General features: G+C 70.5%; 22 protein-coding genes and 1 pseudogene. 15 read left to right on the top strand and 8 right to left on the bottom strand.

Going from position 1 to position 25253, the window contains the following annotated elements:
- The first annotated feature begins 83 nt into the window (after nucleotides 1-83).
- Together KBY47_RS15455 and KBY47_RS15450 are read left to right on the top strand one after the other, a co-directional pair.
- Nucleotides 84-407 (top strand): multidrug efflux SMR transporter, encoded by a 324-nt coding sequence (locus KBY47_RS15455; protein ID WP_210921672.1) that lies wholly within the window; start codon nucleotides 84-86, stop codon nucleotides 405-407.
- A gap of 42 nt (nucleotides 408-449) precedes the next feature.
- The gene (locus KBY47_RS15450) at nucleotides 450-896 is read left to right on the top strand and encodes a multidrug efflux SMR transporter (protein WP_210921671.1); all 447 of its coding nucleotides are present in this window, start codon (nucleotides 450-452) and stop codon (nucleotides 894-896) included.
- Between the two features lie 144 nt (nucleotides 897-1040).
- Here the strand turns inward: KBY47_RS15450 and KBY47_RS15445 are convergent, their stop codons facing one another.
- A complete protein-coding gene (locus KBY47_RS15445; RefSeq protein WP_011113206.1) occupies nucleotides 1041-1211 on the bottom strand; it encodes a DUF5670 family protein in 171 nt (56 codons plus the stop codon).
- 504 nt (nucleotides 1212-1715) lie between these two features.
- On the opposite strand from KBY47_RS15445, the gene heR reads away from it, so the two are divergent.
- Both heR and KBY47_RS15435 read left to right on the top strand, forming a co-directional pair.
- Nucleotides 1716-2498, top strand: coding sequence for a heliorhodopsin HeR (gene heR / locus KBY47_RS15440; RefSeq protein WP_308405167.1), 783 nt, complete (start codon nucleotides 1716-1718; stop codon nucleotides 2496-2498).
- A 270-nt stretch (nucleotides 2499-2768) separates the two neighbouring features.
- Nucleotides 2769-3782, top strand: a complete 1014-nt coding sequence (locus KBY47_RS15435) for an MHYT domain-containing protein (RefSeq protein WP_210921670.1) — start codon at nucleotides 2769-2771, stop codon at nucleotides 3780-3782.
- Between the two features lie 30 nt (nucleotides 3783-3812).
- Here KBY47_RS15435 and KBY47_RS15430 read toward each other — a convergent pair whose 3' ends face one another.
- From KBY47_RS15430 to KBY47_RS15400, 7 genes and pseudogenes are all read right to left on the bottom strand, one after another.
- Nucleotides 3813-5069 carry a PP2C family protein-serine/threonine phosphatase gene (locus tag KBY47_RS15430; protein WP_210921669.1) on the bottom strand — a complete coding sequence of 419 codons (1257 nt, stop codon included), beginning with the start codon at nucleotides 5067-5069 and terminating at the stop codon, nucleotides 3813-3815.
- Nucleotides 5069-5872 carry an alpha/beta fold hydrolase gene (locus tag KBY47_RS15425; RefSeq protein ID WP_210921668.1) on the bottom strand — a complete coding sequence of 268 codons (804 nt, stop codon included), beginning with the start codon at nucleotides 5870-5872 and terminating at the stop codon, nucleotides 5069-5071. The genes KBY47_RS15430 and KBY47_RS15425 overlap by 1 nt, the downstream gene beginning before the upstream one ends.
- 940 nt (nucleotides 5873-6812) lie before the next feature.
- Nucleotides 6813-8288 (bottom strand): oxygenase MpaB family protein, encoded by a 1476-nt coding sequence (locus KBY47_RS15420; RefSeq protein ID WP_210921667.1) that lies wholly within the window; start codon nucleotides 8286-8288, stop codon nucleotides 6813-6815.
- Complete coding sequence (gene uppS / locus KBY47_RS15415) at nucleotides 8285-8968, bottom strand: polyprenyl diphosphate synthase (protein ID WP_247694764.1); 684 nt, start codon at nucleotides 8966-8968, stop codon at nucleotides 8285-8287. Before uppS ends, KBY47_RS15420 begins: the two co-directional genes overlap by 4 nt.
- 327 nt (nucleotides 8969-9295) lie before the next feature.
- Nucleotides 9296-9555: pseudogene (locus tag KBY47_RS15410) on the bottom strand (TetR-like C-terminal domain-containing protein); the annotation flags it as partial.
- Nucleotides 9556-10149: 594 nt separating this feature from the next.
- On the bottom strand, nucleotides 10150-11505 hold the full coding sequence (locus KBY47_RS15405; protein WP_210921665.1) for an MFS transporter: 1356 nt from the start codon (nucleotides 11503-11505) through the stop codon (nucleotides 10150-10152).
- A gap of 255 nt (nucleotides 11506-11760) precedes the next feature.
- Nucleotides 11761-12798, bottom strand: a complete 1038-nt coding sequence (locus tag KBY47_RS15400) for a LacI family DNA-binding transcriptional regulator (RefSeq protein ID WP_308405174.1) — start codon at nucleotides 12796-12798, stop codon at nucleotides 11761-11763.
- A gap of 183 nt (nucleotides 12799-12981) precedes the next feature.
- Between KBY47_RS15400 and KBY47_RS15395 the strand changes: the two genes are divergently transcribed.
- The 11 genes from KBY47_RS15395 (at nucleotide 12982) to KBY47_RS15345 (ending at nucleotide 25181) form a co-directional block, all read left to right on the top strand.
- The gene (locus KBY47_RS15395) at nucleotides 12982-14271 is read left to right on the top strand and encodes an ABC transporter substrate-binding protein (RefSeq protein WP_210921663.1); all 1290 of its coding nucleotides are present in this window, start codon (nucleotides 12982-12984) and stop codon (nucleotides 14269-14271) included.
- A gap of 179 nt (nucleotides 14272-14450) precedes the next feature.
- A complete protein-coding gene (locus KBY47_RS15390) occupies nucleotides 14451-15266 on the top strand; it encodes a sugar ABC transporter permease (RefSeq protein WP_308405166.1) in 816 nt (271 codons plus the stop codon).
- Nucleotides 15256-16182: a carbohydrate ABC transporter permease gene (locus KBY47_RS15385; protein ID WP_247694741.1), complete on the top strand. Its 927-nt coding sequence runs from the start codon at nucleotides 15256-15258 to the stop codon at nucleotides 16180-16182. Before KBY47_RS15390 ends, KBY47_RS15385 begins: the two co-directional genes overlap by 11 nt.
- A 98-nt stretch (nucleotides 16183-16280) precedes the next feature.
- Nucleotides 16281-17048, top strand: a complete 768-nt coding sequence (locus KBY47_RS15380; RefSeq protein WP_210921661.1) for an SDR family NAD(P)-dependent oxidoreductase — start codon at nucleotides 16281-16283, stop codon at nucleotides 17046-17048.
- Nucleotides 17036-18790: a heparinase II/III family protein gene (locus KBY47_RS15375; RefSeq protein WP_210921660.1), complete on the top strand. Its 1755-nt coding sequence runs from the start codon at nucleotides 17036-17038 to the stop codon at nucleotides 18788-18790. Before KBY47_RS15380 ends, KBY47_RS15375 begins: the two co-directional genes overlap by 13 nt.
- An 8-nt stretch (nucleotides 18791-18798) precedes the next feature.
- The gene (locus KBY47_RS15370) at nucleotides 18799-20841 is read left to right on the top strand and encodes a heparinase II/III family protein (protein ID WP_210921659.1); all 2043 of its coding nucleotides are present in this window, start codon (nucleotides 18799-18801) and stop codon (nucleotides 20839-20841) included.
- A 9-nt stretch (nucleotides 20842-20850) separates the two neighbouring features.
- Nucleotides 20851-21438, top strand: a complete 588-nt coding sequence (locus KBY47_RS15365) for a hypothetical protein (protein WP_210921658.1) — start codon at nucleotides 20851-20853, stop codon at nucleotides 21436-21438.
- Complete coding sequence (locus KBY47_RS15360; RefSeq protein WP_210921657.1) at nucleotides 21435-22511, top strand: nitrous oxide reductase family maturation protein NosD; 1077 nt, start codon at nucleotides 21435-21437, stop codon at nucleotides 22509-22511. Before KBY47_RS15365 ends, KBY47_RS15360 begins: the two co-directional genes overlap by 4 nt.
- A 47-nt stretch (nucleotides 22512-22558) precedes the next feature.
- On the top strand, nucleotides 22559-23338 hold the full coding sequence (locus tag KBY47_RS15355) for a polysaccharide lyase family 7 protein (RefSeq protein ID WP_210921656.1): 780 nt from the start codon (nucleotides 22559-22561) through the stop codon (nucleotides 23336-23338).
- A 185-nt stretch (nucleotides 23339-23523) separates the two neighbouring features.
- Nucleotides 23524-24201: a bifunctional 4-hydroxy-2-oxoglutarate aldolase/2-dehydro-3-deoxy-phosphogluconate aldolase gene (locus tag KBY47_RS15350; RefSeq protein WP_210921655.1), complete on the top strand. Its 678-nt coding sequence runs from the start codon at nucleotides 23524-23526 to the stop codon at nucleotides 24199-24201.
- Nucleotides 24198-25181 carry a sugar kinase gene (locus tag KBY47_RS15345; protein WP_308405165.1) on the top strand — a complete coding sequence of 328 codons (984 nt, stop codon included), beginning with the start codon at nucleotides 24198-24200 and terminating at the stop codon, nucleotides 25179-25181. The genes KBY47_RS15350 and KBY47_RS15345 overlap by 4 nt, the downstream gene beginning before the upstream one ends.
- The last annotated feature ends 72 nt before the right edge of the window (nucleotides 25182-25253 follow it).

Below are 25253 nucleotides of genomic sequence, written 5' to 3'. Positions count from 1 at the left end.
TGCCGCCGCGCCCGGCGACGCACCGCCGTACAGCGCACCGCGCCGGCCCCACGACCAACCCACCTACGACGTAAGGACACCTCATGCACTGGCTCTACCTCGCCGTCGCCACCCTCTTCGAGATCACCGTCGCCATCTCGGCCGGCAAGGCGGCCGGCTTCACCAACCGCAAGTGGACCGCCGCGACCCTGGTCAGCGGCGCCATCGCGACCTTCTTCCTCAGCAAGGCACTGCTGACCTTCGACGTGGGCGTCGGCTACGCCATCTGGACATCCGTCGCAGGCGTCGGCATCACCCTGCTCGGTGTGCTCCTGTTCGGCCAGCGTCTGAACTGGCGCAAGGCACTGGGCATCGCCGTCATCATCACCGGGGTCGTCGGCCTCCAGCTCAGCGGCGCCGCCGCCTGACGCACCCCGCCCCCTCCTCATCCCGGGAAAGGACTCACACGCATGACCGACAACGGCCGCCCGGCAGCCAACTCCTGGCTCATGCTCCTCCTCGCCGGAGGATTCGAGATCGGCTACGCACTCTCCGTCGGGGGAAGCCACGGCTTCACCCGCCTGCAGTGGTCGCTGGTCGCCGTCGTGTTCTTCCTGCTGACGCTGTGGGCGCTGAGCGTGGCCCTGCGCACCATCGACGTCGGCATCGGCTACGCCGTCTGGGCGGGAATCGGCTCGGCCGGAGCGGCACTGCTGGGACCCGTCTTCTTCGACGAGACACTCACCGGAGCCAAGGCCCTGTGGCTGGCCCTCGTCATCGCCGGAGTGGTCTGGCTCAAGCTCGCCGACAGGCCCGACGCCCCCGAGAAGCCCGCACCGCGCGCGGCCCAGGACCCCGCCGCCCGGCCCCGGGAACCCCGAGGCGCGCAAGCCGACGCCCCCGTGACGCACCGCTAGTGGCGGCCAGGCACACCTGCGGCGTCGTCTCCCCCTCGCGTCAGGGGGAGACGACGCCGCAGGTCAGCAACCGTCCGGTGAGCGTGCCGGACGGTTCACCGGCACGGCTTCACCGGGCGACCGGTCAGCGCGCGCCGAGCGCGCCTACCAGCGATACCAGCGGCCCTTCCGGCCGCCGCTGTCCGCGGTGCGTACGACGAAGCCGAGCAGCCAGACCACCAGAACGATCACCGCGATCCACCACAGCGCCTTCAGCGCGAAGCCAGCGCCGAACAGGATGAGAGCCAGCAGCAGGACGAGAAGCAGGGGAACCATAGTTATCAACCTCCGACGCTTCTCGTGCCCCTTGCCCGCGAGAACACGCAAGCGAATTCCCTGGTTTCCTGGCCGTTCCAGCGGGCACGAGAACCGGATTCCCGCACCCGTGCCGCCGCACGGACGCGCTTTCCTGAGCTGCTCCTCCGGACAGCGTGCGGGCTGGGGACTTTGACGTATCGCCCGGACTGCCGTCGGTCCCGCCGCCGCACCGGAAAACTCCGGGACCCCGACAGGGGCAAGCGCCGAAACCGGTTCACGTATCGCTGGCTTTTCCCTTCCGCTCCCGCCGGAAGCCGATCCGGCCATGAATGAACTCCTGCCTCACGTTTTGGGGAGACCGGCGAGAAGAGACCGCGGGCCTGTCCCGGAAGCCAGCGGTACGGCGGACCTGGACGCCACTTGGGCGACTTTCCGGCGGGGCGATGGCGTGACTGCCGTGATTCCCGGCCGGGCCGGTACCACCATGCTGACCAATCCGGCGTCGGCCACTGGGGAGGAACCGTGAAGCGAGAGGACGGCACGCCGGTGGCCGCCGGTGTCACTCCCGGGCGCCTCGCCGGGCTCCGGAGGTGGAATCTGGGACTCGCGCTGCTGCACCTGGTCCAGGCCGTGGCGATCGTCCTCCTCGCCGGAGACTTCTCGATCACCGTCACCTCCTCCGCTCCGGAAGGGCCGCCGGGAACAAAGGCGCCCGCCCCCGAAGCGCTGTTCGACGTGCCGGTCGGCTGGGCTGTCGCCGTCTTCCTCGTCCTCGCGGCGGCGGACCACCTGGTGACAGCGACGGTGTGCCGCCGTGTCTACGAACGCGACCTCAGACGTGGCATCAACCGTTTCCGGTGGCTGGAGTACGCGCTGAGCGCAGGCCTCATGGTGCTCCTCATCGGCTTCTACGCGGGCATCACCAACATCAGCGCCGTCATCGCCGTCGTCGGCGCCAACACCGGGATGATCCTCTTCGGCTGGGTCGAGGAGTTGATGAACCCGCCGGGGCGGGCGGTGACCACGATGCTGCCGTTCTGGTTCGGGACGCTGGTCGGCGTCACACCGTGGATCTCGATCGCGTACAACGTCGTCGCGGCCGAAACCGTCCCCGGCTTCGTGTACGGGATCGTTCTCGTCCAGGCCGTCCTCTTCTTCAGCTTCGGCCTCAACCAATGGCTCCAGTACCGCGGAGCCGGACGGTGGTCCGACTACGCATACGGTGAAAAGGCCTACCTGGTCCTCAGCCTCGTGGCGAAGTCACTCCTGGCGTGGCAGATCTTCACCGGCTCGCTCGCTGGCTGACCCTGCTCAACCCGCGCACGGGCGGCGCGGGACGCACCGGCGGGCCGTGCGCCTGGGAGCCGAGTCAGGGGTGTCGGGGGCGTCAGATGACCAGGTGGCGGCTCGTGGAGGAGCCGTGAACTGACGGACACTTAAGTATCACATAAGTACAACGTTCACCTATCTTCGCCTGTCAGGCCTTTCACTCCACTCCCGGATGAACCAGAGTTTCCTGCCCGGGGGGGCGTGAACCAGGGTCTCTCCGCGGGGGACGTACGTCTGTGGGAGATCATGAACGGGACGATCAACGATTTCAGCTACGGCGCGGTGACGCCGGTCGCCGGGTACCTGATGGCCGTCCTCGGCAGCGCGCTGGGGCTGCGCTGCGTGGCACGGTGCGTGCACTACCGGCAGGGCTGGAAGCCGGGCTGGCTGGCCCTGGGGGCGGCGTGCCTCGGCTGCGGCATCTGGACGATGCACTTCATCGCCATGACCGGCTTCCAGGCGCGGGAGGCGTCCATTCGCTACGACGTCGGCCTGACGGTACTGAGTCTGGCGGTCGCGATCGTCGTGGTCGGCGTCGGCGTGTTCGTCGTCGGCTACCGGGGCGCCGGGACCGCCACCCTCCTGTCGGCCGGGACGCTCACCGGCCTGGGCGTGGCCGCGATGCACTACCTCGGCATGTACGCGATGCGCCTCGCGGGCAGCATCCGCTACGACGTCCTGATCGTCGCCGTCTCGGTGGCCATCGCCGTCGGCGCCGCCGTCGCCGCGCTGTGGGCGGCCGTGTCCGTCCGGGGCTTCGCCGCCTCCCTCGGCGCGAGCCTGGTGATGGGCGTGGCCATCTCCGGCATGCACTACACCGGCATGGCAGCCGTCAGCGTCCACCTCCACAACGCCTCCAGCACGGCGGGCGGGGCCACGCCGACCTCCCTGCTGCTGCCCATGCTGCTGGGCCCGGTCATCTTCCTCGTCCTGGCCTCGGCCGTGGTCATGATGGACCCCGTCCTGCTCGCGGGCGACACCGCGGACAGTGGCCGGGAGCGTGCGCCGGACACCGCACCCCCGGGCCGCAGCGACATGCCCCCCAGGCCGCGGTACCACGCCGCGTCCGACAGCGCGGGCCATCCGCAGGCCGGAGCGGAGAGCGCGACGGGCCGTCCCTGGCCGGACCGGGGCGCCCCCTGGACCAGGGCCCGCAGCGGTAGGGGAGAGGGGCTGAGGGACCGCCGAGGCCTTCACCGGTTCCGGGCTCCTTTCGCCGGTGCCTGCGCGGCAGCCGGGAACCGGATGCTCCTGGTGTGAGGGATGGGTGTCCCAGGAGTGCGAGCGGCATCAGGCCGGGCCGCTGGCAGCGGGGACACCGAGCGCGAGGAGGGCGGCGTCGTCGTCAAGGCCGCTTCCGAAGCTGTCCAGCAGACCGGCCAGCGCTTGGACCACATCCCGGGGGGATTCGCCGGCGTGGCCGGTGGCGAACTCGAGCAGAGCCTCGTCTCCGTAGAAGGTGCGCCCGACACCGGTGCGGGCTTCGGTCAGACCGTCGCTGTACAGCACAAGGGTGTCACCTCGGCCGAGGACGGCCGACGCTGCGGTGAAACGGGCGTCGGGCAGGGCGCCGACGAGGAGTCCGCCGGGAGTGGGCAGGAAAGCGGCCGTGCCGTCGGCGTGCAGGACGACGGAGGGAGGGTGCCCGCCCGAGGCGAGACGGACGGTCGCCTGACCGGTTGCGGGGTCGGGCTCCAGGATGCCGAAGATGACGGTGCAGTAGCGTGGGTCGTCGCCGGTGTAGTGGTGGTGGAGTACCTGGTTGAGCGTGGTCAGGGCGGATACCGGATCGGGGCTGTGCAGGGCGGCGGCGCGCAGCGTGTAGCGCGTCAGTGAGGTGACGGCGGCCGCTCTGGGTCCCTTGCCGCAGACATCGCCAAGGAAGAAGGCGAAGCGCCCGGCGCCGATGGGGAAGAGGTCGTAGAAGTCGCCGCCGAGCCGGTCCGGGGAGGCGGTGCGGTAGTGGGCGGCTGCCTCCATCCCCGGCAGCGGCGGCAGGGTGGCGGGCAGCAGTGACTGCTGGAGCACGGCCAGGGCGTCCTGCAAGCGGGCGCGGTGGGTCTCGGCGTCCTTGTGTGACTGTTCCGCCGCTTTGCGGGCTCGCAGGAGTTCCTGCTCGTAGGCGCGGCGTTCATGGGCGTCGAATACGGTGGTGCGGATGAGCAAGGGCTCGCCTGTGCCGCTGTGCTTGACGACAGAGGACACGAGTACGGGTACGCGGCCGCCGTTGGCCTGTTTGATCTCCAGCGCTATACCGCTTATCTCGCCCTTCATCTGCAGCAGTGGGGCGAAATGCGTTTCGTGGTAGAGCTTGCCGCCCACGGTCAGCAGGTCGGTGAACCTCATATGGTTCACCACCGCTGTTCGCCGGAGGCCCAGCCAGTTCAGCAGTGTGGCGTTGATCTTGACGATAGTGCCGTCCATCAGCGTGGACATGTATCCGCATGGCGCGTTTTCGTAGAGTTCCTCGGCGCTCTCCTCCAGCAGGGCGGCGACCACTGCGGCTGAGATACCCGTGTGGTCCGGTTCCCGCCCGGCGGGGCACATCACTGCAGGCGCGCCAGGAAAGCGGTTATCGCGCCGTTGGTGGCCTCCGGCGCGGACAGGTGGGGGCAGTGCCCGGTGGCGTCCAGTGTCACCAGCTGGGAACCGGGAACCGTCTGGTGGACGAAGGCCCCGACCTCCCGGGGCGCGATGACGTCATGGGCGCACTCCAGAATCAGCGTCGGCGCCTTCACGTTTCTCAGGTCGTCCCGTGAGTCCGACAGGAACGTGCTCCGGGCGAAAACGCGCGCCATGTCCGGGTCCGTGGCGCAGAAACTGGCAGTGAGTTCCTCACCCAGCTCGGGACGGTCCGGATTGCCCATGATCACCGGTGCCATCGCCGCCGACCATCCGAGGTAGTTCGACTCCAGCGCCTCAAGGAGTTCGTCGATGTCTTCGGCGCTGAACCCGCCCCGGTAGCCGTCGTCGTCGATGTACCGCGGGGACGGGGCGACCATCACCAGGGCGCCGATGTGCTCCGGGGCTGCCGCGGCAGCCAGTACACCGATCATCGCGCTGACGGAGTGCCCCACGAACACCGCGTCGCGCAGGTCAAGTGCCCGGCAGATGTCGATGACATCCTGGGCGTATCCGTCCAGCGAGGCGTATTTCTCCTCGGAGAATGCAGACGGATCCGATTTTCCTGATCCTACGTAGTCGAAAAGCACCACACGGTAGCTGTCGGTCAGGGCGGGCAGGGTCAGCCGCCACATGTTCTGGTCGCAGCCGAAACCATGCGCCAGTATCACCGTACGCCCCTGAGGGTTTCCCGTGATCGTGATGTTGTTCCTGCGTTCGACATCCATGCTCCCCACCCTCTCAAATCCCTTCGCGGCGTGTCGTTCAGGACCCCGGGAATTCGGCGGGCTTTTCCACCCTGGCGTGAGACCCCGGGCACGCAGGCGGCGGTGACCGCCGGGATCAGGGCCGGCTCCGCCCGGCAGCGGCGTTCCGGGAGCCAGTACGGAAGGAACTGCCGTCCCTGAACCTGGGGACGGCGAAATGGACGGTGCCGCGGCCGGTGAGGACACGGACCGTGGCGCCGATCACGTCGTCGAGGAAGAGAACGGGTTCCGCAGGGGGTCTGGCCGGGCGCCCGGAACGCCTCCTTGAGGACGTCGGCCTCGTACTCCTCGCCGGTGTCCGGATCGGTGACGGGGAACCCGGCCGCTGAGCGGATCGGTCTGGACGTGTGTGATCCGCCGTCCGCGTGCGCTGAGACCGACGTCGAGGTCCCGGCTGGAGCGTTCGACCAGGCCGGGGGCGCGCACGGCCTATCCGCCGGTGAGGACCAGAGGGGGCGGTCCAGGCGGTAGCTCGTCCGCCCGGACCAGACGGTGTGGAGTGGCAGGTCCACGTTGCCCTCGACGGGGCCGGCCCGTTCCTGCAAGCGCTCAAGCAGTCGGCTGCGGTAGCCGTCCCGCAGCACCTCGGCGAGGGGAGCGGTGGCCGTCGTGTCCATGCGCCCAGTGTCGCTGCCGGGAGGCGACGGCAACGAAGCCCAAAGGTCCCCTGTCGTACGTACGGGTCGGGCCGCCCGCCCTTCCCTCGGGCATCTCAGCCAGAGCGTGCTGAGCGCGTCATGACACTCCGGCCGGGCTGGCGTCAGGTGACACCGCCTGCCGTGTGCGTGACGTTGAAGGTGACCGGAAGAGCGAGAGCCCGTGGTGGTCCTCGCTCCTCGGAGGCCGGTGCGCTCGACGAGCGTCTCTCCCCGCTGTCCGCCGCAACGGGACGGTCACGCTCTCAGGAATCGGCGAGGAGGGGATCGTAGGCGGTGCCCGTGCGGCGGCCCGCCATGAAGGAGAGGAAGTCGCCCACGAAGGCGCTGCGGCCCAGGGTGCCGCCGGTGGTGTCGAGGTCGCGCCGGAAGGCGGTGCGGAACAGGGCCCGGTACTCGTCGGCGTCGATACTCCCGCTGCCGTCCTTGTCGGTGACGTCGAAGAGGACCTCGGCGACCCGGATGAGCGCGGGCCCGGCGAGGGCGGGGACGGCGGCGGCGTACTCCTCGGCGCTGACGCGGCCGTCGCCGTCGGTGTCGAGGGCGCCCTGGAGTTCGCGCCACCAGGCGGCGAAGGCGTCGTAGAGCCGGTTCTCCTCGGGTTCGTCGAGGTCGAGGCGGGTGGCGAGTTCGCGGGCCATGGCGGCCAGGTCGGGCCAGTCGAGGTGGCCGTCGCCGGTCTGGTCCAGCACCTTGCGGAAGAACTCCCGGGCCGAGCGCCGGTTCTCCTGTGCGTCGGCCGAAGGCGCCGGGTCCGGGCCGTCCTCGCCGCCGAGCGGGGTGAGGAGGCGCAGCAGGGCCGAGGCCCGCTTCATGCGGGCGCGCAGGGCGGTCACGGTGTGGGCGCGGGGGTCGTCGCTGCCGGGCGCCAGCGAGAGGGTCTCGATGATGGTCTCGGCGTTGATCCAGCGTTCGGGCAGGAACCGGGCGAGCCCGGCGGCGAGGTAGGCGCCCTGCATCAGGGTGGTGGCGCCGGGCATGTCGGGCAGTGCGGCCCGCCGCCGGTAGGGCTCGGGCAGCGAGGCGACGGTGATGGCGCCCAGCAGCGGGCCGACGACAGCGCGTCCGGCCGCCCACAGCGCCGGGGCGCCGTCGAGCAGCGCGGGCGCGGGCAGGTGGTCGAAGAGCCGGTAGAGGATGACGCGTGCCGCGTCGGTGTTCTCCAGCTCGTGCGCGACGACCCCGTCGAAGTACGGCCAGAAGTCGTGCAGGTCCTCGGGCAGTTCCGAGGCGTCGCCGTCGAGCGCGGCCAAGAACGCCCGGTACTCGGCGTACATCCGCTCCATCGTGTCCTGGTCGAGCGGCTGGCCGCTCAGCCTGCACATGGTGACGGCGCTCTCGAAGAGGGTGGCGACCACCCAGGCGCGGGTGGCGCGGTCCATCGCGTCGTAGGCGCGGCCGCGGGAGTCGGAGCCGCTCATCCGGGCGTGCAGCCGGTTGAGCCGGGCGGCCTCCCGCTCGCGCAGCGCGGGGTCGGCGCCGAACATGCGGCGCATGCTGAGGAAGGTGTTGCGCAGCCGGCGCCAGGGGTGGGCGACGAAGGTGGAGTTGTCGACGAGGGCGGCGCCGATCTGCGGGTGGGCGGCCTCCAGCACGGTGGCGCGGATGATGGCCAGCGCCCAGCGCGGGTCGTCGAAGAAGGCGCTGAACCGCGAGTCCGGTCCGAACAGGGGTGCGTCGGGGGCGGCTTCGGCGGATCGCGCGGTGTCGGTGGTCGTCACGGGGCTCCGTTCGTCCGGTCGGGGGTGCCGCCGAAGCGGCGGTCACGGTTGCGGTAGGCGTGCAGGCAGGCGATGAAGTCGGGGGCCCGGAAGTCCGGCCACAGCACCTCGGGGAAGACCCACTCGGCGTAGGCGACCTGCCAGAGCATGAAGTTGGAGATGCGCTGCTCGCCGCTGGTGCGGATGACCAGATCCACGTCCGGGGTGTCGGGGAAGGGCAGATGACTGGCGAAGAGCTGCTCGCTGACCTCGTCGGCGGGCGTCCCGCTGCGGATCAGGGAGCGTGCGGCCTCGACGATGTCCCGGCGTCCGCCGTGGCCGAAGGCGACGGTCAGGGTCATCCCCCGGTTGCCGGCGGTCAGCTCCGCCAGGTCGTTCAGGTCCTCGGCCAGACCGCGGGGGATTCGCGGATCGGCGGCCCCGAGGAAACGGCAGCGGATGCCGCGCGCGAGCAGCAGCGGCGCGTGCTTGCGCACCACCCGGCGCACCAGACGCATCAGGAACTCGACCTCGATGCCGGGGCGTTTCCAGTTCTCGGTGGAGAAGGCGTACAGGCTCAGCCACTCCACCCCGGCGCCCCGGGCCGCCTCGATGACGTCGACCACGGCGCTCTCCGCGGCCCGGTGCCCTTCCGTACGGGGAAGGGAACGCCGCTGCGCCCAACGGCCGTTGCCGTCCATGACACAGGCCACGTGCCGCGGCCCCGCACCCGCCGCCCGCTTCGGCCCGCCGGGACCGCCATCTCCCGGTCCCGTCCCCTCCGGCGCGGCACGGCCCGCCGTACCGTACTCCGTCCCGCCCACCCTGCCTCGCCGCTCCCGCCCCGTCCACGCCCCGCCGACGTGTTCCCTCCGGTGAGTCTGGCAGCGCGAAAGGCCCCCCGGCCGGCCGATCAGGAGAGCGTCACCCGTGGCTCGTACGTACGAAAGAGCGCGGCAGTCCAGCCACCGCACCGCACATCTGACGGCGACGGAACGCCGTGCGGGGCATCGCCCGGACATCCGCGCCTACCCGCGCTCTTCGCCGCCCCGCCGGTACGCCCCCGCGCGCGCCGCCGCAGCCGCGGCCTCGGCGGCCTGGAGTGCGGCGGCTTCGTCGAGGCGGTCGCCGGTGGTGAGCAGGCGGTAGTAGAGGGGGCGGAGACCGCGCGGATGACCGCGTGGGCATCGGTGTCCGCGGGCACCTCGCCCCGGTCGACGGCCTGCTGGACGCAGGGCGCCCGTTCCTTGACGCGGATGCCGCAGAACTCGTGCAGGGCCTCGGCCGTCCCAGGACTGCTCTGACCCGCACCACGGGCATGGGTCCGCAGTGCTCAGCTCAGCACGGGACGCTTCCTGGTCCGGGGGGCTGCCCCAGCCCCAGTAGGGAACCGGGCGGTCGGGCAGTTCGCCGAGTTCGTCGAGGGGGCCCGATGCGCGCATCCGTCACGTGCCGAGGCGGGTCCAGCCGCCGCCCATGCCGAAGACGTAGGCGAACTCCTCGCCAGCCCGCAGCCTGCTCAGCTTGGTGGGACGGCCATCCATGGTGCCGTCCGGGCCTCGTCGTCCCACCAGTCCAGGGGGCTGACCCGGGTCCCGTCGGACAGCGTGAACAGATGCAGGCGGGCCAGGTCCCAGCGGCCGGAGGCGAGATCGACGGCCGTGGCGAACCGGGCGAAGGAGTGCGATCGCGCGGCGGCGCGTCGAGCTGGCTGTACGGGGGACTTTTCCCTGGTCCCCGGCATCCCCACGTGGCCTGGCTCTGGTCGCTTTCGGGATCTCGCCGGATTTTCCTGACGAGCCTGACGACGAATGAGCCAGGTGTTCCTCAGCGGCCGGGTGCGAGAGACGGTCCGGCGGTCGCAGAAGGCTCCGTTTCCGGATCACGACGGTGCTCCCGGCCTGCTGTCCGGCTCGCGTGGCATGACACGGAGGTGTGGGCGGCGGTTGTCCCACCCGACGGCCACACGGTGGCTGCCCGCCCTGAGGAGGAGGAGCCCGGTCGCCGTGGCGGTGGCCACCGCCACGGCTCCGGCCGCCGCGAGGCCAGCACGTGCGCCGTAGGTGTCGGTGGTCCAGCCGACTACCGGGGCGCCGAGAGGCGCGCCGCCCAGAAGCACCATCATGTACAGGGCGGTGACCCGGCCGCGTACGGTCGGGGCGGTGGAGGTCTGCATCGTGGCGTTGGTGGTGACATTGACGACCATGGCGAACAGGCCCAGGGGGACCATGAGCAGAGCGAAACTCCACAGCGACGGCGCGGCGGCGGCCACGGTCTGCAGGGCGCCGAAGCACAGTGCGGCGGCGAAGGGGACTCTTCGGCGGGCGGCCTCATGGCGGGTGGCGAGCAGAGCCCCGGCCAGGGAGCCTGCCGCGACGAGGGTGTTGAAGAGGCTGAAGGCGCCCGCCCCGGCCTCGAAGACCTCGTCCGCGAAGGCGGAGAGATGGACCGGGAAGTTGAGCGCGAAGGTGCCGAAGAAGCCGGTCAGGACGATGGGCCACAGCAGTTCCGGGCGTCCGGCGACATAGCGCAGCCCTTCGCGCAGCTGCCCCTTCCCGCGGGGAGCGCGCTCCACGGCGTACAGCTCCCGGGAGCGCATCAGCATCATGCAGGTCAGGGGTGCGGCGAAGGAGACACCGTTGAGGAGGAACGCCCACCCTGTCCCCACGCCCGTGATGAGCAGTCCCGCGACGGCCGGGCCGATCAGACGGGCGGACTGGAAGTTCGCGGAGTTGAGGCCGACCGCGTTGCGCAGCAGGTGCGGGCCCACCAGCTCGGAGAGGAAGGACTGACGGGCGGGGTTGTCGAGCACGGTGGCGACCCCGACCGCGAAGGCGGCGGCGTACACGTGCCAGACCTGCACACGGCCGGTCAGGGTCAGAGCGGCGAGGACGAGCGCGGCCAGGGCCATGGCGACCTGGGTGGCGGCCAGTATGGGGCGTTTGGGCAGGCGGTCGACCAGGACGCCGCCGTACAGGCCGAAGAGCAGCAGGGGCAGGAACTGCAGGGCGGTGGTGACGCCGACGGCTGTCGCGGAACCGGTGAGAGTGAGTACCAGCCAGTCCTGGGCGATGCGTTGCATCCAGGTGCCGTTGTTGGAGACGACCTGTCCGAGGAAGAACAGCCGGTAGTTCCTGACCTTCAGCGAGGACAGCAACGCGGCTTTGGGGGTGGGAGAGCCGGCTGAGCGGCGGGTGCGGGGTGCGGGGGCGGAACCGGTTCCGGGTTCCGTGTGCAAGGGAGTTCGCCTCCTGGTCGTCGTCCGGTGCGCGCGGGCGGGGGAACCTGTTCGGCTGGCGGTGCGGGGTCCCGCCCGGGAGCGTCCGGCGGTCTCGTCTTGGACGGACGCGCGACGGCGGTGGCCGGGCTCGCGAGAGTCGTCCCCGGGCTCGCGCTGCGCAGGGTTCCAGCCGCCACGGGCCAGTGGCAGCCGGCACGCCGCGAAGGCCGCCAGCGTCCTCTCGGTCGAGCCCGGAAGAGGGGGCAGGCCCGCCTATGCCGCCGGTGGTGTGAAGGGCGCCGCGGTCGACTCGCGCACCACCAAGGTGGGCCGGTGCAGGATCGAGTGGCCGGCGTCGCCGCTGTCGCCGTCCATGACCTGCCGGAGTCTGGCGAACGCGGTCGCCGCCATCTTGGCCACGGGCTGCCGCACGGTGGTCAGGGCGGGCATGGCCATTCCTGCCAGCATGATGTCGTCGTAGCCGACCACGGAGACGTCGCGGCCGACCACCAGCCCCGCTTCCCTCGCGCCCGCGATGATGCCGAGCGCGCACATGTCGTTGATGGCGACGATCCCGGTCGGCGGACGGGGAACCGAGAGGATCTCCCGGGCCGCGACGCGACCGAGTTCGGCGGTGTCGCGGTCGTCGAAGTCCACCGTGTCGGCTCCCGACCACACGAGGCCGGCTGACCTGGGCAGGCCGGCGGAGTCAAGGGCCTGCCGGAAGCCGCTGTACCGCTCGGCACGGTTGACGCTCCCGATCGAGCCGGAGACGAAGGCCAGGCGGGTGTGCCCCAGTTCCAGAAGGTGCTCTGTTGCCAGGCGCATGCCGAGGACGTTGTCGGTTCCGATGTTCACCACGCGGTGCGGGTCCCCGGGCTGGGCGGTGCGGTCGAAGGCCACCAGTCCGAGCCCCGCCTCCACGGTCGGTTTCACATGGTCCAGAGAGGGCAGCGACGAGCACAGGACCACGCCGCCGATGCCGTCGCCCCACAGCTCCTCGACGTAACGCCGCTCCCGGTCCGGGTCGCGTTCGCTGTTGCACAGGAGCATGTAGAACCCCTCTGCCAGAGCCGCCGCTTCGAGGTGCCGGGCGAACGTGCCCCAGAACGGGTTGGCCACCGACGGCACGATGAGCCCGAGCATCTGGATTCGTCCGGTGCGCAGTTGCTGGGCGGCGCGGTTGGGACGGTAACCGAGGCGCCGGATCGCCGACTCCACCCGGGAGCGGGTCTCGGGCAGCATCTTGCCGGTCCGGCCGTTGAGCAGGTTGGAGACCGTGCTCGGGGACACTCCCGCTTCCCGAGCCACCTGGTAGATCGTTACCCCGGCCACTGACTTCTCCCTGTGAATGGAAACCGAATGTTTCCGAGATGTTGACAGCCCGTACTGCCGTTCCTAGTCTCGTGCATCGAAACACCAGTAAATCGATGCACTGGTCAGATTGCAAGCTCGCCGCCCGTTCAGCACGTACCTCGTCGCCGGGAGTCCCCTATGCGCACACGTACCTCACCCCTGTCCAGAAGAAGGCTCCTGGGGCTGGGCGCCGCAGCGGCAGCGGGTACCGCACTGTCCGCCTGCGGCGGCCCCGCGCCCCAGGAGGGCGGCGGCGGTGACGCCTCGCTGCGTCTGCTCACCCCGATCTTCGACCGGGCCGACGGGCAGAAGCTGCTCACCTCGCTGCTGGCCGACTTCAAGAAGGACCACCCCGGCGTCAGTGTCCAGGTGGACTACACCGAGTACGGAAAGCTCAACGAGAAGCTCGCCACCTCGATCGTGGGAGGCCGGCCCTACGACGTCATGCTCATGGGAGTCGGCTGGATCCCGCCCTTCGTGGAGAAGGGCGTGCTCGCCGACCTCGGCACGAGCCGGTCCGAGCTGGAACGCCTGTACAACCCGCGGGTGGTGGAGCCCGGGATCTACGACGGCAAGACCTATGCACGCCCGATCCTGCTCGACACCCGCATGGGCATCTACCGCAAGGACATCCTGGCCGAGGCGGGTATCGGCGCGCCGCCCAGGGACCTGGCGGAGCTCAAGGAGATGGCGAAGGAGCTGACCGTCCGGGAGGGCGGCAAGCTCAAGCGGGCCGGAGTGGACATCCTCAGCAACGACCTGCGTCAGACGTTCCTGCCGGTCATGTGGGCCTACGGCGGGGACCTGTTCGCCGACGGGAAGCCCGTTTTCGACTCGGACCAGGCGGTGGACGCCCTCCAGTGGATGGTCGACATCATCCGCACCGACAAGATCGAGGACTACGGCTTCACCCAGAAGGGAGCTGTCGTCGCTCCCCTGGTCCAGGGCCGGGCGGCGATGATGATCGGCCACAACGACATGTGGCGGCAGATCTCCGAGAGCGCGCCGGAGCTGATCGCCGAGGACAAGGTCGCCGGGTTCATGCTGAGCCAGCAGCGCCCGGCGCTGTTCCAGGGCGGCACGCTGGCGACGATGTCGTCCAAGACGCAGCACCCCGAACAGGCCAAGGCCCTGGTGGAGTTCCTGTCCGGGGAGGAGGTGTCACCGCAGGCGGCCGAGCAGCGCGGCAACATCCCGGCGGTGCTCGCCGCGGCCGACTCGGAGTACGTCAAGAGCAACAAGCTGGTCTCGTTCGCGGTGGACAACCTCGACCACGCCTTCTCCGAGGGCGGGGTGCCGACCTGGCTGGAGATCCGGGAGGAGTTCAAGCCCGCCCTGGAGAGTGCCCTGCTCGGCTCGTCGAGCGCGGCCGATGCCCTGCGGGGGCTGGCCGACACGGCCGAGGGCATCATCGCCAAGGGGGCGTGACTCCGGTGGCCAGGCATCCGGCCGTGGACACGGCACAGCGCCCCGACACATCGGTGCATCGATCCACTGGTCCGACGGCGTCGCAGCGCCGCAGTGAACGTCCGCGGCGCAGGCGGAAGTTCGGTCATGAGCGGCGCCGGGTTGCCTTCCTTCTGCTGGCACCTTCGGTCATCCACCTTGTGTGGTGGATCGGCATCCCCGTCGTCGCCACCTTCGCCCTGGCGTTCACCGACTACGACATCCTCGCGGGCACGGTCGACTTCAACGGCCTGGACAACTTCCAGGAGATCTTCAGCGATCCGACGTGGAACTCCTCCATCTGGCACACCGTCGTCTTCACCTTCTTCACCGTGCCGGTGGCCATGGCGATCGCCGTGGTCCTGGCGCTCCTGCTCAACGTGAAGATGCGGGGCGCGGCCTGGTACCGGACGGCCGTCTTCATGCCTCATGTCACCGCGACCGTGGCGATCGCCCTGGTCTGGATGTGGATGTTCGAACCCCGCCTGGGTGTGGTGAACACGATGCTGGGATGGGCGGGCATCGACGGACCGGCCTGGCTGGCTGACCCGGACTGGGCGCTGGCCGCCGTGATCGTGGTGAGCATCTGGAAGGGCATCGGCATCAAGATGCTCATCTACCTGGCCGCCCTGCAGGCCATGCCGGACGACGTGTACGAGGCTGCGAGGATCGACGGTGCGTCGCAGGTGCGGCAGTTCTTCTCGATCACTCTGCCGTTGCTGAAACCGGCGACGTTCTTCGTCCTGGTGGTGTCGATCATCGACTCCTTCCAGGCGTTCGACCAGCTGTACGTGCTGACGCCCGACGGAGGGCCAGGCAACTCGACGACCGTGATGACGTACGAGATCTACCGCACGGCGTTCAAGGAGTTCAACATGGGCGCGGCCTGTGCGCAGAGCGTGGTGCTGTTCGCGTTCCTGCTGGTGCTGATGCTGATCAGCCGGCGTCTCACCGGGAAGGAAGACGATGTCCGCTGAGAAGCTCTCCGCCGGCGGCGTGACCGTGATGAATCCGCTGACCAGCAGACCACTGCTCGCCCGGCGGCTGCGGCGCGGGGCGCTGCACCTGGTGCTCGTCACGGTGTCGCTGGTGATGGTCATCCCGTTTCTGTGGATGATCATCACCTCCCTGAAGACCGACCCCGACCTCGCCTCCTATCCCCCTCGCCTGCTGCCTCAGGTCTGGGACTGGGACAACTACCCCGAGGCCCTGGAGTACGCGCCCTTCGGTACCTACTTCCGCAACAGCCTGTTCATCTCCCTGGGCCACACGGCACTGAACCTGGCCCTGGCCTCCATGGCCGGATACGCCCTGGCCCGCATCGCGTTCCGCGGCAGCACCCTGATTTTCATGGGGGTCCTGGCCACGATGATGATCCCGACCTACACCAAGATCGTGCCCCAGTACCTGATAGCCAAGGGCATCCCGTTCTTCGGCGGCAACGACTATCTCGGGCGCGGCGGGCACGGCTGGCTCGACTCGTGGTGGGGACTCATCATTCCCGGCGCACTGACCCCGTTCGCCATCTTCCTCTTCCGCCAGTTCTACCTCTCGCTGCCGCGTGAACTGGAGGAGGCCGCCCGCATCGACGGCATGGGGGAGTTCGGTATCTACGCCCGGGTGATGACGCCTCTGGTCAAACCGGCCATCGCCACCGTCGGTCTGCTCACCTTCGAGAGCAGCTGGAACAACTTCCTGTGGCCCCTGATCATCACCACCGACACGGACCTGCGCGTCATCCAGGTGGGGCTGTCGGCCTTCCAGCAGGCCGACCAGAACGCCTGGGCCTATCTGATGGCCGGTACGACGCTCGCCACCGTCCCCATGGTCGCGCTGTTCCTGCTCGCTCAACGGTATTTCGTGCAGGGCTTCGCCACATCCGGCATCAAATAGGCCCGGCGCCCACCTGGCGGTATCCACGGCATCATCCGCCTGACCATACCCACGGCACAGACATATCCAGGCACAGACATATCCACGGAGAAATACTCATGCCTTTTGACCTCACAGGGCGCCGTGCGCTCGTCACCGGCGCCGGCCACGGCATCGGCGCCGCAGTCGCGCGCGGTCTGGCCCGCGCGGGCGCCGATGTGATCGTCCATCACGGCCGCTCCGCAGGACCGGCGGAGCGGGTCGTGTCCGAGATCAACGCGCTGGGACGGAAGGCCACCGCCGTCGCCGCGGATGTGACGGACGCGGCAGCCGTCGTCCGCCTCGTCGACGAGAGCGTCGCCTTCCTCGGCGGCCTGGACGTCGTCGTGGCCAACGCCGGGCACCTCGTCGGGCGTGTCCCCGTCTCCGACATGAGCGAGGACCACTTCCGCAGCGTGGTCGACGTCAACCTCCTGTCCGCCTTCCGCACCTGCAGGGCCGCCCTGCCCCACGTCAGGGAGGCCGGACCCGCGGGGCGGTTCATCCTCATGGCCTCGCAGGCCGCGCACGACGGCGGCGGTCCCGGCGCCGCCGCCTACGCGGCGGCCAAAGCCGGCGTGATCGGCTTCGCCAAGGGACTGGCCAAGGAGATCGGCGGTGCCGGGGTCACGGTCAACGCGCTCGCTCCCGGGTACATCGGCGACACCGCCTTCCACGGCACGTTCACCGCGCCCGAGGCGCAGCGCGGCATCATCGAGAAGCTGCCCATCGGCCGGGCGGGCACCGTGGACGACGTCGCGGGCGCGGCCGTCTACCTCGCCTCCGACGAGGCCGGGTACATCACCGGAGCGACCTTCGACATCGGCGGCGGCGCATGGCCGCGCTGACCGTCCCGCGGGAGGCCGGCGGGTGGTGGCACGCCTACGTCTGCCCGGCACACGGTGTCGAACTCGGCCACGGTGACCTGCTCGCCGCGTTCCCCGCCACGGGTGCCCCCTGCCGTTACGGCTGCCGTATGGACACCGACGCCGTACGGGGCGCGCGGACGGTACTGGCACACCAGGAGGTGGCCCGGCGCCTGCGGCACCTGGCCGCCGGGCCGGCCGCCGAACGCCGCGAGGCCGTCGCGGTGCTGCACCAGTACGCGCAGCTCTACGCCGGACTGCCGGACACGCACACCGGCGGTGCGGACTGGATGCTGCGCGGACGGCTCTTCCACCAGGCGCTGACCGAGGCCATCTGGGCGGTCAACATCGCCCACGCGGCCCGCACGCTCGCCGCGCACCACGACGCCGCTGCCGGTCTGGACACGCTCGTGCCCTTCCTCGCATCGCTCCAGAAGGCGGCCGGCACGGCACGGGGCGAGCTTCTCCGGAAAGGGGAGGCGCGTTCGAACTACACGGCCTGGCTCGCCGCCGCGGAGATCTCCTGCCGCGCTGCCGCCGACGTGATCTCCGGCGCCGGCACCGACACCGTACGCCTCGCGCAGGAGCACGGCCTCGGCGCCCACATGGGGGCAGCGGTCCACGCGGACGGCTGGGAGTGGGAAGGGAGTACCTACTACCACCTTTTCGTCCTGCACGCCTATCTGCTCGCACTGCGCGGTGCCCGGCCGCAGGAGCTGCCGGACGACATGACGGCGGTACTGGGCGCGATGGTCTCGGCGCTGGCGGGCGTCGCCGCCCCGGACGGAACCCTGCCCGCCCTGCATGACGGGCCCTACCGGCGTGCGGCACAGGCGGCGGAGATCAGGGAAGTGGCCGCGCTCGCCGGGCAGCTCTTCGCCGACGCTCCGCTGAAGCCCGTGGCGCAGGCCGCGGAACGCCACTCGAGCACCCCGCTCCCCGCGGACCTGGACAGGTGGTTCCCCGGCTTCCCGCTGCCCGCGCCGCCGCCGCGGCGTGCCTTCCCCGACGCCGGGTACGCCGTCTTCCGCTCCGCCGGTGTCCACGCCCTGCTGGACGCCGGACCCCACGGCGGCGGACACGGACACCAGGACAAGCTCTCGCTCTACCTCTACGCCGACGACGGCACCGCCTGGCAGCCGGACCCCGGCCAGGTCCCGTACGCGCACCGGAGCCTGCGGAAGTACTACGCGAGTACGGCAGCGCATCCCGCCTTCCGCGTCGACGACGCCGAACAGCGGCCCTGCGACGCCGTGCTGGACGGCGACACCGGCCGGTGCGATCAGGCGTACGACGGGGTGGCGGCGAGGCGGCGGATCGTCACGGGCCGGTGCTACCTGCTCGACATCCTCGTCCTGGAGGCCGACACCGAACGCAGGCTCACCGCCCAGTTGCGTCCGGCCACCGATCTCGACGTGGCCGCTCAGGGCTCTGACCGGGCCCGTACGGTCTGGGGCGACGGCGAGTCCGCCGTCCTGATGGGCTGCCACGTGGCGCGGCCCGCGGCGGAGTTCACCGTCGTCACACATCCCGGTCCCGCCGACGACCCCTCGCGGGCCCGTCAGGGCGTCGACTGGTCCCTCACCGGACGGCGGGCCGTGTTCGCCTCCGTCTACCAGTCCGCCGATGAGGCTCCACCCGTCCGCCGGGTGAGTCTGTCGGAACACACCGTCCACATAGATCTGGCCGACGGAACCGTGGCCACTCATCCCATCGGAGCGTGAGAAACCGCATGCTGCTTCTCGAGGGGCGACTCGACTCACTGCGAGGTGAGCTGAGCGGCACACACGCCGCCCAGTGGCGCAGGCTGTACGAGCAGTGCGACTGGTACCGCCGCCAGAACCCGCCCACGGAACACCCCGAGGCGAGCATCACCTACTTCGGTCCCGCCGCCGCCAACCTGGCCCTCGCCTACCGGCTCACCGGGCAGCGCGGGTACCTGGAGGAGGCATGGCGCTGGATCTCCACCTGTACGGCGTTCCCGCACTGGGGCCGCGCCCACATGCCCGACCACGACCTGGACGCCGGCTGGCTGCTGCACGGCCTGTCCCTGGCGTACTCCTGGCTCGGGGAGGACCTGGAGCCGCAACGGCGTGAGCTCCTGCGTGCCAAGCTGGAACTCCAGGGGGAGCGGCTGCACTCGTTCGCCGAGGAGACCACCGGCCGCTGGTGGTCGAGCGCGTACTGGCAGAACCACAACTGGATCTGCTGGACCGGCATCGCCGCCGCGGGCTACGCGCTGGGACGCTCGGAATGGACCAAGGCGGCGCGGGCGAACCTCGAAACAGTCCTCAAGATGCTCCCCGAGGACGGCTCGGACTCCGAAGGGGTGGTGTACTGGCGCTACGGCGTGCCCTGGCTGGCCATCCACACCGACCTCGTGCAGCACCAGGAGAAGGCCGACCTGTGGTCGGCCGGCGGTTTCCTGCGCAACACCACGCGCTGGCGCCTGCACCAGAGCGTGCCGGGTTTCGAGGAGATCATCGACCACGGCGACTGCCATGACCGGCGCAGCGGCCACAGCGTCGCCCTCTACTACCGCCTGGCCTCCGCCTACCAGGACGGTACCGCGCAGTGGCTGGGGAACCTGGTGGCGGAGCGGCACTTCTGGCGTGAGGCGTACGAGTCGGGTGTGCGCCCCGGTGTCATGCCCGAAGCCTTCCTCGAACTGCTCTGGTACGACCCGCGGGTCACCCCCGTAGCACCCGACGAGGAGCCCGTCACCGCGTACTTCCCCGACCTCGGGCAGATCACCGCACGCACCGGATGGGACCGTGCCGCCACCTGCGTCAGCTTCAAGGCGGCACCCGGGGGTGGCCACCGGGCCTGGGACGAGGGGCACCGGCTGAAGACCGCGGGCGGCTGGGACGCGATGAGCGCGGGCCACCACCACCCCGACGCGGGCGCCTTCGTCCTCCACTCGCACGGCGCCTTCCTCGCCGTGGACGAGGGGTACAGCAACCACAAGCGCGCCGCACACCACAACCTCATCCTCGTCGACGGGGAAGGATGGGCGGACGAGGGCCGCTACCACGTGTACGAGGGGATACCCGAAGAGCGCCGTGCGCGGGTGCGTGACGTGCTCGCCCAGGACGGGTTCGCCCACGCCACGGCGGAGTCCGCCGCGATGTTCCCCGAACGGCTCGGCGTACGACGCGTCGACCGCACACTGGTGGTGACGCCACTGGGGCGCGTGATCATCCTCGACGAACTCCAGGCCGAGGCACCACGCGAGTGGACGTATCTGCTGCACACCGACTGGCCCACGACACAACTGGCCCCCGACGGCTGGCGCCTGGAGTCCGGTCCCGCCAGCGCTCGGCTCACCCTGCTGCTGCCCACCGACGCCACACCCGCTCAGCGGCGCACCGAGGTGGAGGCGAACCCCACCTCCAGCACTCCCAGTCTCAAGGTCGGCAAGACGCTGCACACCCTGGGCCTCACCACACCGAGAACCCGCACTGCCACTTTCCTGACGGTTCTCGACAGCGCGGGTTCGCTGGACCCGCAGCCGGTCCCGGCCGTGCTCGTGCCCTCGGACCAAGGACACGGGGTGTCCGTCGGCCAGGGCACCGAGCGCGAGCTCGTCCTGCTCGCCCCCCGCACGGGGACCATCGAGACGGACCATGTCAGCGCCGACGCGGCGGCGGTCCTCCTCTCCGGCACGCGCGTCGCCGCCGTACGGGCCCGCCGCGTCGAGATCGACGGCGCGGTCGGACTCCAGGGTGACGAGCCGTTCACAGGCGTGCTGCCCGTCCAGACCGCCGGCGCATAGGAGCGGATCGTGAAGGGCTGGGAGCGAGGTGCGCTGCGCGCCATGGAGTTCGTCGCACAGCCGGCGCTGGCGGGCGCGGCGTTCTGCCTGCTGGCACTCGGCGTCGTCACCTGGCTCCCGGCGCTGGCCGCGGCGGCGGTCGCACTGCAGGACTGGCGGCGTGACGGTGGCGGCCGCCCGTTCACCGGGACGCTGCGCGCCTTCCCGCGCTGCTGGCGCGCTCTGTGGCGAGACGGGCTCGTCGCCAGCGCCCTGACCGCCGTCCTCGTGACGAACTGCCTCTTCCTCGCCGGCCGGGGAGGTCCGGCCGCGTTCGTCCTGCTCCCGGTCCAGCTCGTGCTGCTGGCGGCGGTGGCGGTGTACGCCCTGTCGCTCGCCGCCGGGACCGCGGTCGACCCCGACGGCGGCCTCCGCCGCCGTGCGGCCGTCCTCGCCTTCGGTTCACCCCGGCGTGGCCTGGCCCTCCTGCTCGCCGTGGTGCTCGTGCCGCCGGCGGTACTGCCAGTTCCCTTCGGCCCCCTGCTGCTCGGGCCCACCCTCCCCCTGCTCCTGGCCCTCTCCCTGCACGCACCCACGACCACGAGGACACCAGCATGAGAATCACCCGGTACATCGTCTTGGCGGCTGCGCTGCTCGCGGTGACGGGAGCGTCCGTGCCCGCCGCGTTTGCCGCCGTGCCCCGGGGCGGCCACGACGTCTACGTCTCACCGCGCGGCAGCGACACCAGCGCCGGCACCCGCAAGGCGCCCTTCGCCACCATCCAGCGGGCCCTGGACGTGGCGGGCCCCGGAACGACCGTGCGCCTGGCGCCGGGACGGTACCTCCAGGACTTTGTCAGCCGGGCGCCCGGCGTGACCCTCAGCGGGCCCCGGTCCGCCGTGGTCCAGGGAACGGGCGCGGGCCGCGCGATCGGGGAGATCCGGCACGACGGCGTCCGGCTGACGGGGTTCACCCTCGACGGACTGGTGGGTGACGCTGCCGAGATGTCCGGATACCGCAAGAAACTGCTGTATGTCATGAGCCTGACACCAGGAGACGGTGTGGACGGTCTGCGCGTCACCCGCATGACGTTCCGCAATGCCGGCGAGGAGTGCGTACGACTGCGCTACCTGGTCACCCGCGCCGAAGTCGCCCACAACCGGATCACCGGATGCGGGGTGTGGGACTTCCGCTTCGCCGACGGCGGCAAGGTGGGCGAGGGCGTCTACCTCGGCACGGCTCCCGAACAGCAGGGCCTGAACGGTGCCCCTGACGACCGGCCGGACATCAGCCGCGACAACTGGATCCACCACAACCGGATCGACACCCAGGGCAACGAGTGCGTGGACATCAAGGAGAACTCCACCGCCAACCTGGTCGAGCACAACGACTGCACAGGGCAGCGCGACCCCAACTCCGCGGGACTGGACGCGCGCGGCAGCGGCAACACCTTCCGGGCCAACCGCTCCTACGACAACGCCGGAGCCGGAATCCGGGTCGGTGGTGACACCCCCACGGACGGCACGCGCAACAACATCGTGGGCAATGTCCTCCTCTCCAACGCTGCGGGGGGCGTCAAGTTCGAAGCCACCCCGCAGGGCCGGGTGTGTGGCAACACCCTGGCCGGCAACACCGGCGGCGACGCGACAGGAACCTTCGGGGACGAGTACGAGCCGTCGCGCCCCTGCTGACCGCAGAAGAAGAAACCCGACACAACCGACGTAAGGAAGCAGCAGACATGAGCCGCACCCGAAAGCGTACCCTCGCCACGGCAGGCGTGGCCGCGCTCTCCGCCCTGGCCGCCCTGACCGTCCCGCTCGCCACCGCGGGCACCGCCACCGCCGCAGCCCCCTGCGACTATCCCGCCCAGCAGCTCGACCTGACCAACTGGAAGGTCACGCTGCCGACCGGATCGAGCGGCTCGCCCACCGAGGTCAAGCAGCCCGCGCTGGCGACCTTCTCGTCCAGCCCTTGGTTCACCGTGAACTCCAGGTGCACCGGCGTCCAGTTCCGGTCGGCTGTCAACGCGGTCACGACGCCCAACTCCAGCTACGGACGCTCGGAACTGCGGGAGATGACCGACAACGGCACCAAGAACGCCTCCTGGTCGGCCACCTCCGGAACCCACACCCTCACCTTCCGGGAGGCGTTCAACAAGCTCCCCAACGACAAGCCGCACGTCGTCGGCGCGCAGATCCACGACGGCGACGACGACGTCACCGTCTTCCGCCTGGAGGGCACCAGCCTCTACATCACCAAGGGCGACGACACCCACCACAAGCTGGTGACCAGCAACTACCAGCTGAACACGGTCTTCGAGGGCAAGTTCGTGGTCAGCGGAGGCCAGATCAAGGTCTACTACAACGGCGTGCTGCAGACCACGATCCCGCACACCGCGTCCGGGAACTACTTCAAGGCCGGCGGCTACACCCAGGCCAACTGCGGCAACTCCTCCCCGTGCAGCAGCACCAACTACGGACAGGTGAGCGTCTACAAGCTCCAGGTCAGCCACTCCTGACCCAGGACGGTGCCGGGCCCCGGAGTAGGGGGCCCGGCACCTCACAGCACGCTACAGCCACCACCGGCAGCCGCCGCCACGGCCCCGCCCCGGGCCACGGGCCCGCTGGCCGGTGCCGTCCCCCTGCGCCCTCCCGCAGGGGGACGGCACCCCGCCCCTCACCACAGACAGGACACGAACCCCAAGTGACCGGTGCTCCCACTCCCACGCCCGCGCAGCCGCACTGCCCGATCACCGAGAAGATAGTCACCCGCGGAGTGATCGCGATCCTGCGGGCCCCCACCGCCGCGCACTTCCCGGCGATCGCCGAGACACTGCTCAACGCCGGCATCCACGCCCTTGAGATAACCCTCACCACACGCGGCGCTCTGCGCTGCATACGGGACCTCACGGCCGCCTACGGCCCGGACGCCCTCATCGGTGCGGGAACGGTCCTGACCGGCAGCCAGGCGCAGGAGTGCGCTGACGCCGGCGCCGCTTTCGTCGTCTCACCCGTCGCGGCACCCGACGTCGTGCGGACCGCCCGCGCCGCGGGCATGGCCGCCTACCCTGGCGCGCTCACCCCCACCGAGATCCACGCCGCCTACCGCACCGGAGCGCCCGCCGTGAAGCTCTTCCCCGCCTCGGCCGTCTCGCCCCGGTACCTCTCGGACCTGAACGGCCCGCTCCCCGGCATACCCCTCATCCCCACCGGAGGGATCTCGCTGACCGACATCCCGGAGTGGATCACGGCCGGAGCGTCCGCCGTGGGCCTTGGCACACCACTCATCGGCGCGGCAGCGGCAGAGGGCGTCGACGGCGGCCTCGCGGACCGTGGCCGCCGTGCTCTCGCGGGTGTCTGCGAAGCCAGGACAGTGCGGTGACCCAGCACCGCACCGCGCACACCCCGCAGACCCCGGGTGGCCTGCTCACGTTCGGAGAGACGATGGGGCTGATCACCGCCAACACGATCGGCACCCTGGAGCACACGCGCGATCTCACCTTCGGCATCGGCGGTGCCGAGAGCAACACGGCCGTCGGCGCCGCGCGCCTGGGAGCCCCGGTCACCTGGATCGGCCGCGTGGGAAGCGACGCGGCCGGAGACCTCGTCGGACGCCGTCTGCGTGCTGAGGGTGTCCGGACCTTCGCGGTCCGCGACACCTCCTTCACCGGCCTTATGATCCGTCACCACCGGGCCGCGGGCGTGGTCCACGTCGACTACCACCGCACCGGATCGGCAGGTTCCCGTCTCACCCCCCGTGACATTCCCGCCGAGGCTGTCCAGCGAGCCGCGATCCTGCACCTGAGCGGCATCACGCCGGCCCTCAGCGCCTCCGCCCGCCAGGCCACCTGGCACGCCGTCACCACGGCGAAGGCGCACAACGTCCCGGTCAGCGTCGATGTGAACTACCGCAGCAAGCTCTGGGACCGTGACACCGCCCGGCGTGAGCTGCAACGGCTCGTCGCGGAGGCGGACATCGTCTTCGCCGGCGTCGAGGAGGCCCAACTCGTCCTCGGTTCACCCGCCGAAACCCCCGAGGACCTGGCTCTGGGCCTCGCGGCGATGGGGCCGGGGGAGGCTGTCGTCAAGACCGGCTCCCGAGGATGCACCGCCCGCATCGAAGACGCGATGTACGCCGAGCCGGCACTGCCTGTTTCCGCCGTCGTCGACACCGTCGGAGCTGGTGACGCTTTCGTGGCCGGATACCTCGCCGAACGCCTGAGAGGCGCCGATGGGGTCCAGCGCCTGCGGACGGCCTGCGCGATGGGCGCCTACGCGGTGTCTGTGCCGGGCGACTGCGAACTGCTGCCGACGCGCGGCGAACTGGAGACGTTCCTGGCGGCCGGAGACGTCCTGCGGTGAGCGTGCCGCCTGGCTGCTGGCGTTGCTGAGCGGCCCGGCGGCCCGTTGTACGGCAGTGAACCTGCTCCTGTC

The organism is Streptomyces sp. B93 (assembly GCF_018070565.1).
Lineage (GTDB): Bacteria > Actinomycetota > Actinomycetes > Streptomycetales > Streptomycetaceae > Streptomyces.
This window is presented reverse-complemented; position numbering and strand designations above follow the sequence as displayed.

Coding starts and splice junctions, on each gene's coding strand:
- uppS (WP_247694764.1), bottom strand. CDS start 8,968: ATGGACGGCAACGGCCGTTGGGCGCAGCGGCGTTCCCTTCCCCGTACG.
- KBY47_RS15385 (WP_247694741.1), top strand. CDS start 15,256: ATGTCCGCTGAGAAGCTCTCCGCCGGCGGCGTGACCGTGATGAATCCG.
- KBY47_RS15375 (WP_210921660.1), top strand. CDS start 17,036: ATGGCCGCGCTGACCGTCCCGCGGGAGGCCGGCGGGTGGTGGCACGCC.
- KBY47_RS15425 (WP_210921668.1), bottom strand. CDS start 5,872: ATGGATGTCGAACGCAGGAACAACATCACGATCACGGGAAACCCTCAG.
- KBY47_RS15370 (WP_210921659.1), top strand. CDS start 18,799: ATGCTGCTTCTCGAGGGGCGACTCGACTCACTGCGAGGTGAGCTGAGC.
- KBY47_RS15360 (WP_210921657.1), top strand. CDS start 21,435: ATGAGAATCACCCGGTACATCGTCTTGGCGGCTGCGCTGCTCGCGGTG.
- KBY47_RS15430 (WP_210921669.1), bottom strand. CDS start 5,069: ATGTGCCCCGCCGGGCGGGAACCGGACCACACGGGTATCTCAGCCGCA.
- KBY47_RS15450 (WP_210921671.1), top strand. CDS start 450: ATGACCGACAACGGCCGCCCGGCAGCCAACTCCTGGCTCATGCTCCTC.
- KBY47_RS15380 (WP_210921661.1), top strand. CDS start 16,281: ATGCCTTTTGACCTCACAGGGCGCCGTGCGCTCGTCACCGGCGCCGGC.
- KBY47_RS15435 (WP_210921670.1), top strand. CDS start 2,769: ATGAACGGGACGATCAACGATTTCAGCTACGGCGCGGTGACGCCGGTC.
- KBY47_RS15455 (WP_210921672.1), top strand. CDS start 84: ATGCACTGGCTCTACCTCGCCGTCGCCACCCTCTTCGAGATCACCGTC.
- KBY47_RS15355 (WP_210921656.1), top strand. CDS start 22,559: ATGAGCCGCACCCGAAAGCGTACCCTCGCCACGGCAGGCGTGGCCGCG.
- KBY47_RS15395 (WP_210921663.1), top strand. CDS start 12,982: ATGCGCACACGTACCTCACCCCTGTCCAGAAGAAGGCTCCTGGGGCTG.
- KBY47_RS15445 (WP_011113206.1), bottom strand. CDS start 1,211: ATGGTTCCCCTGCTTCTCGTCCTGCTGCTGGCTCTCATCCTGTTCGGC.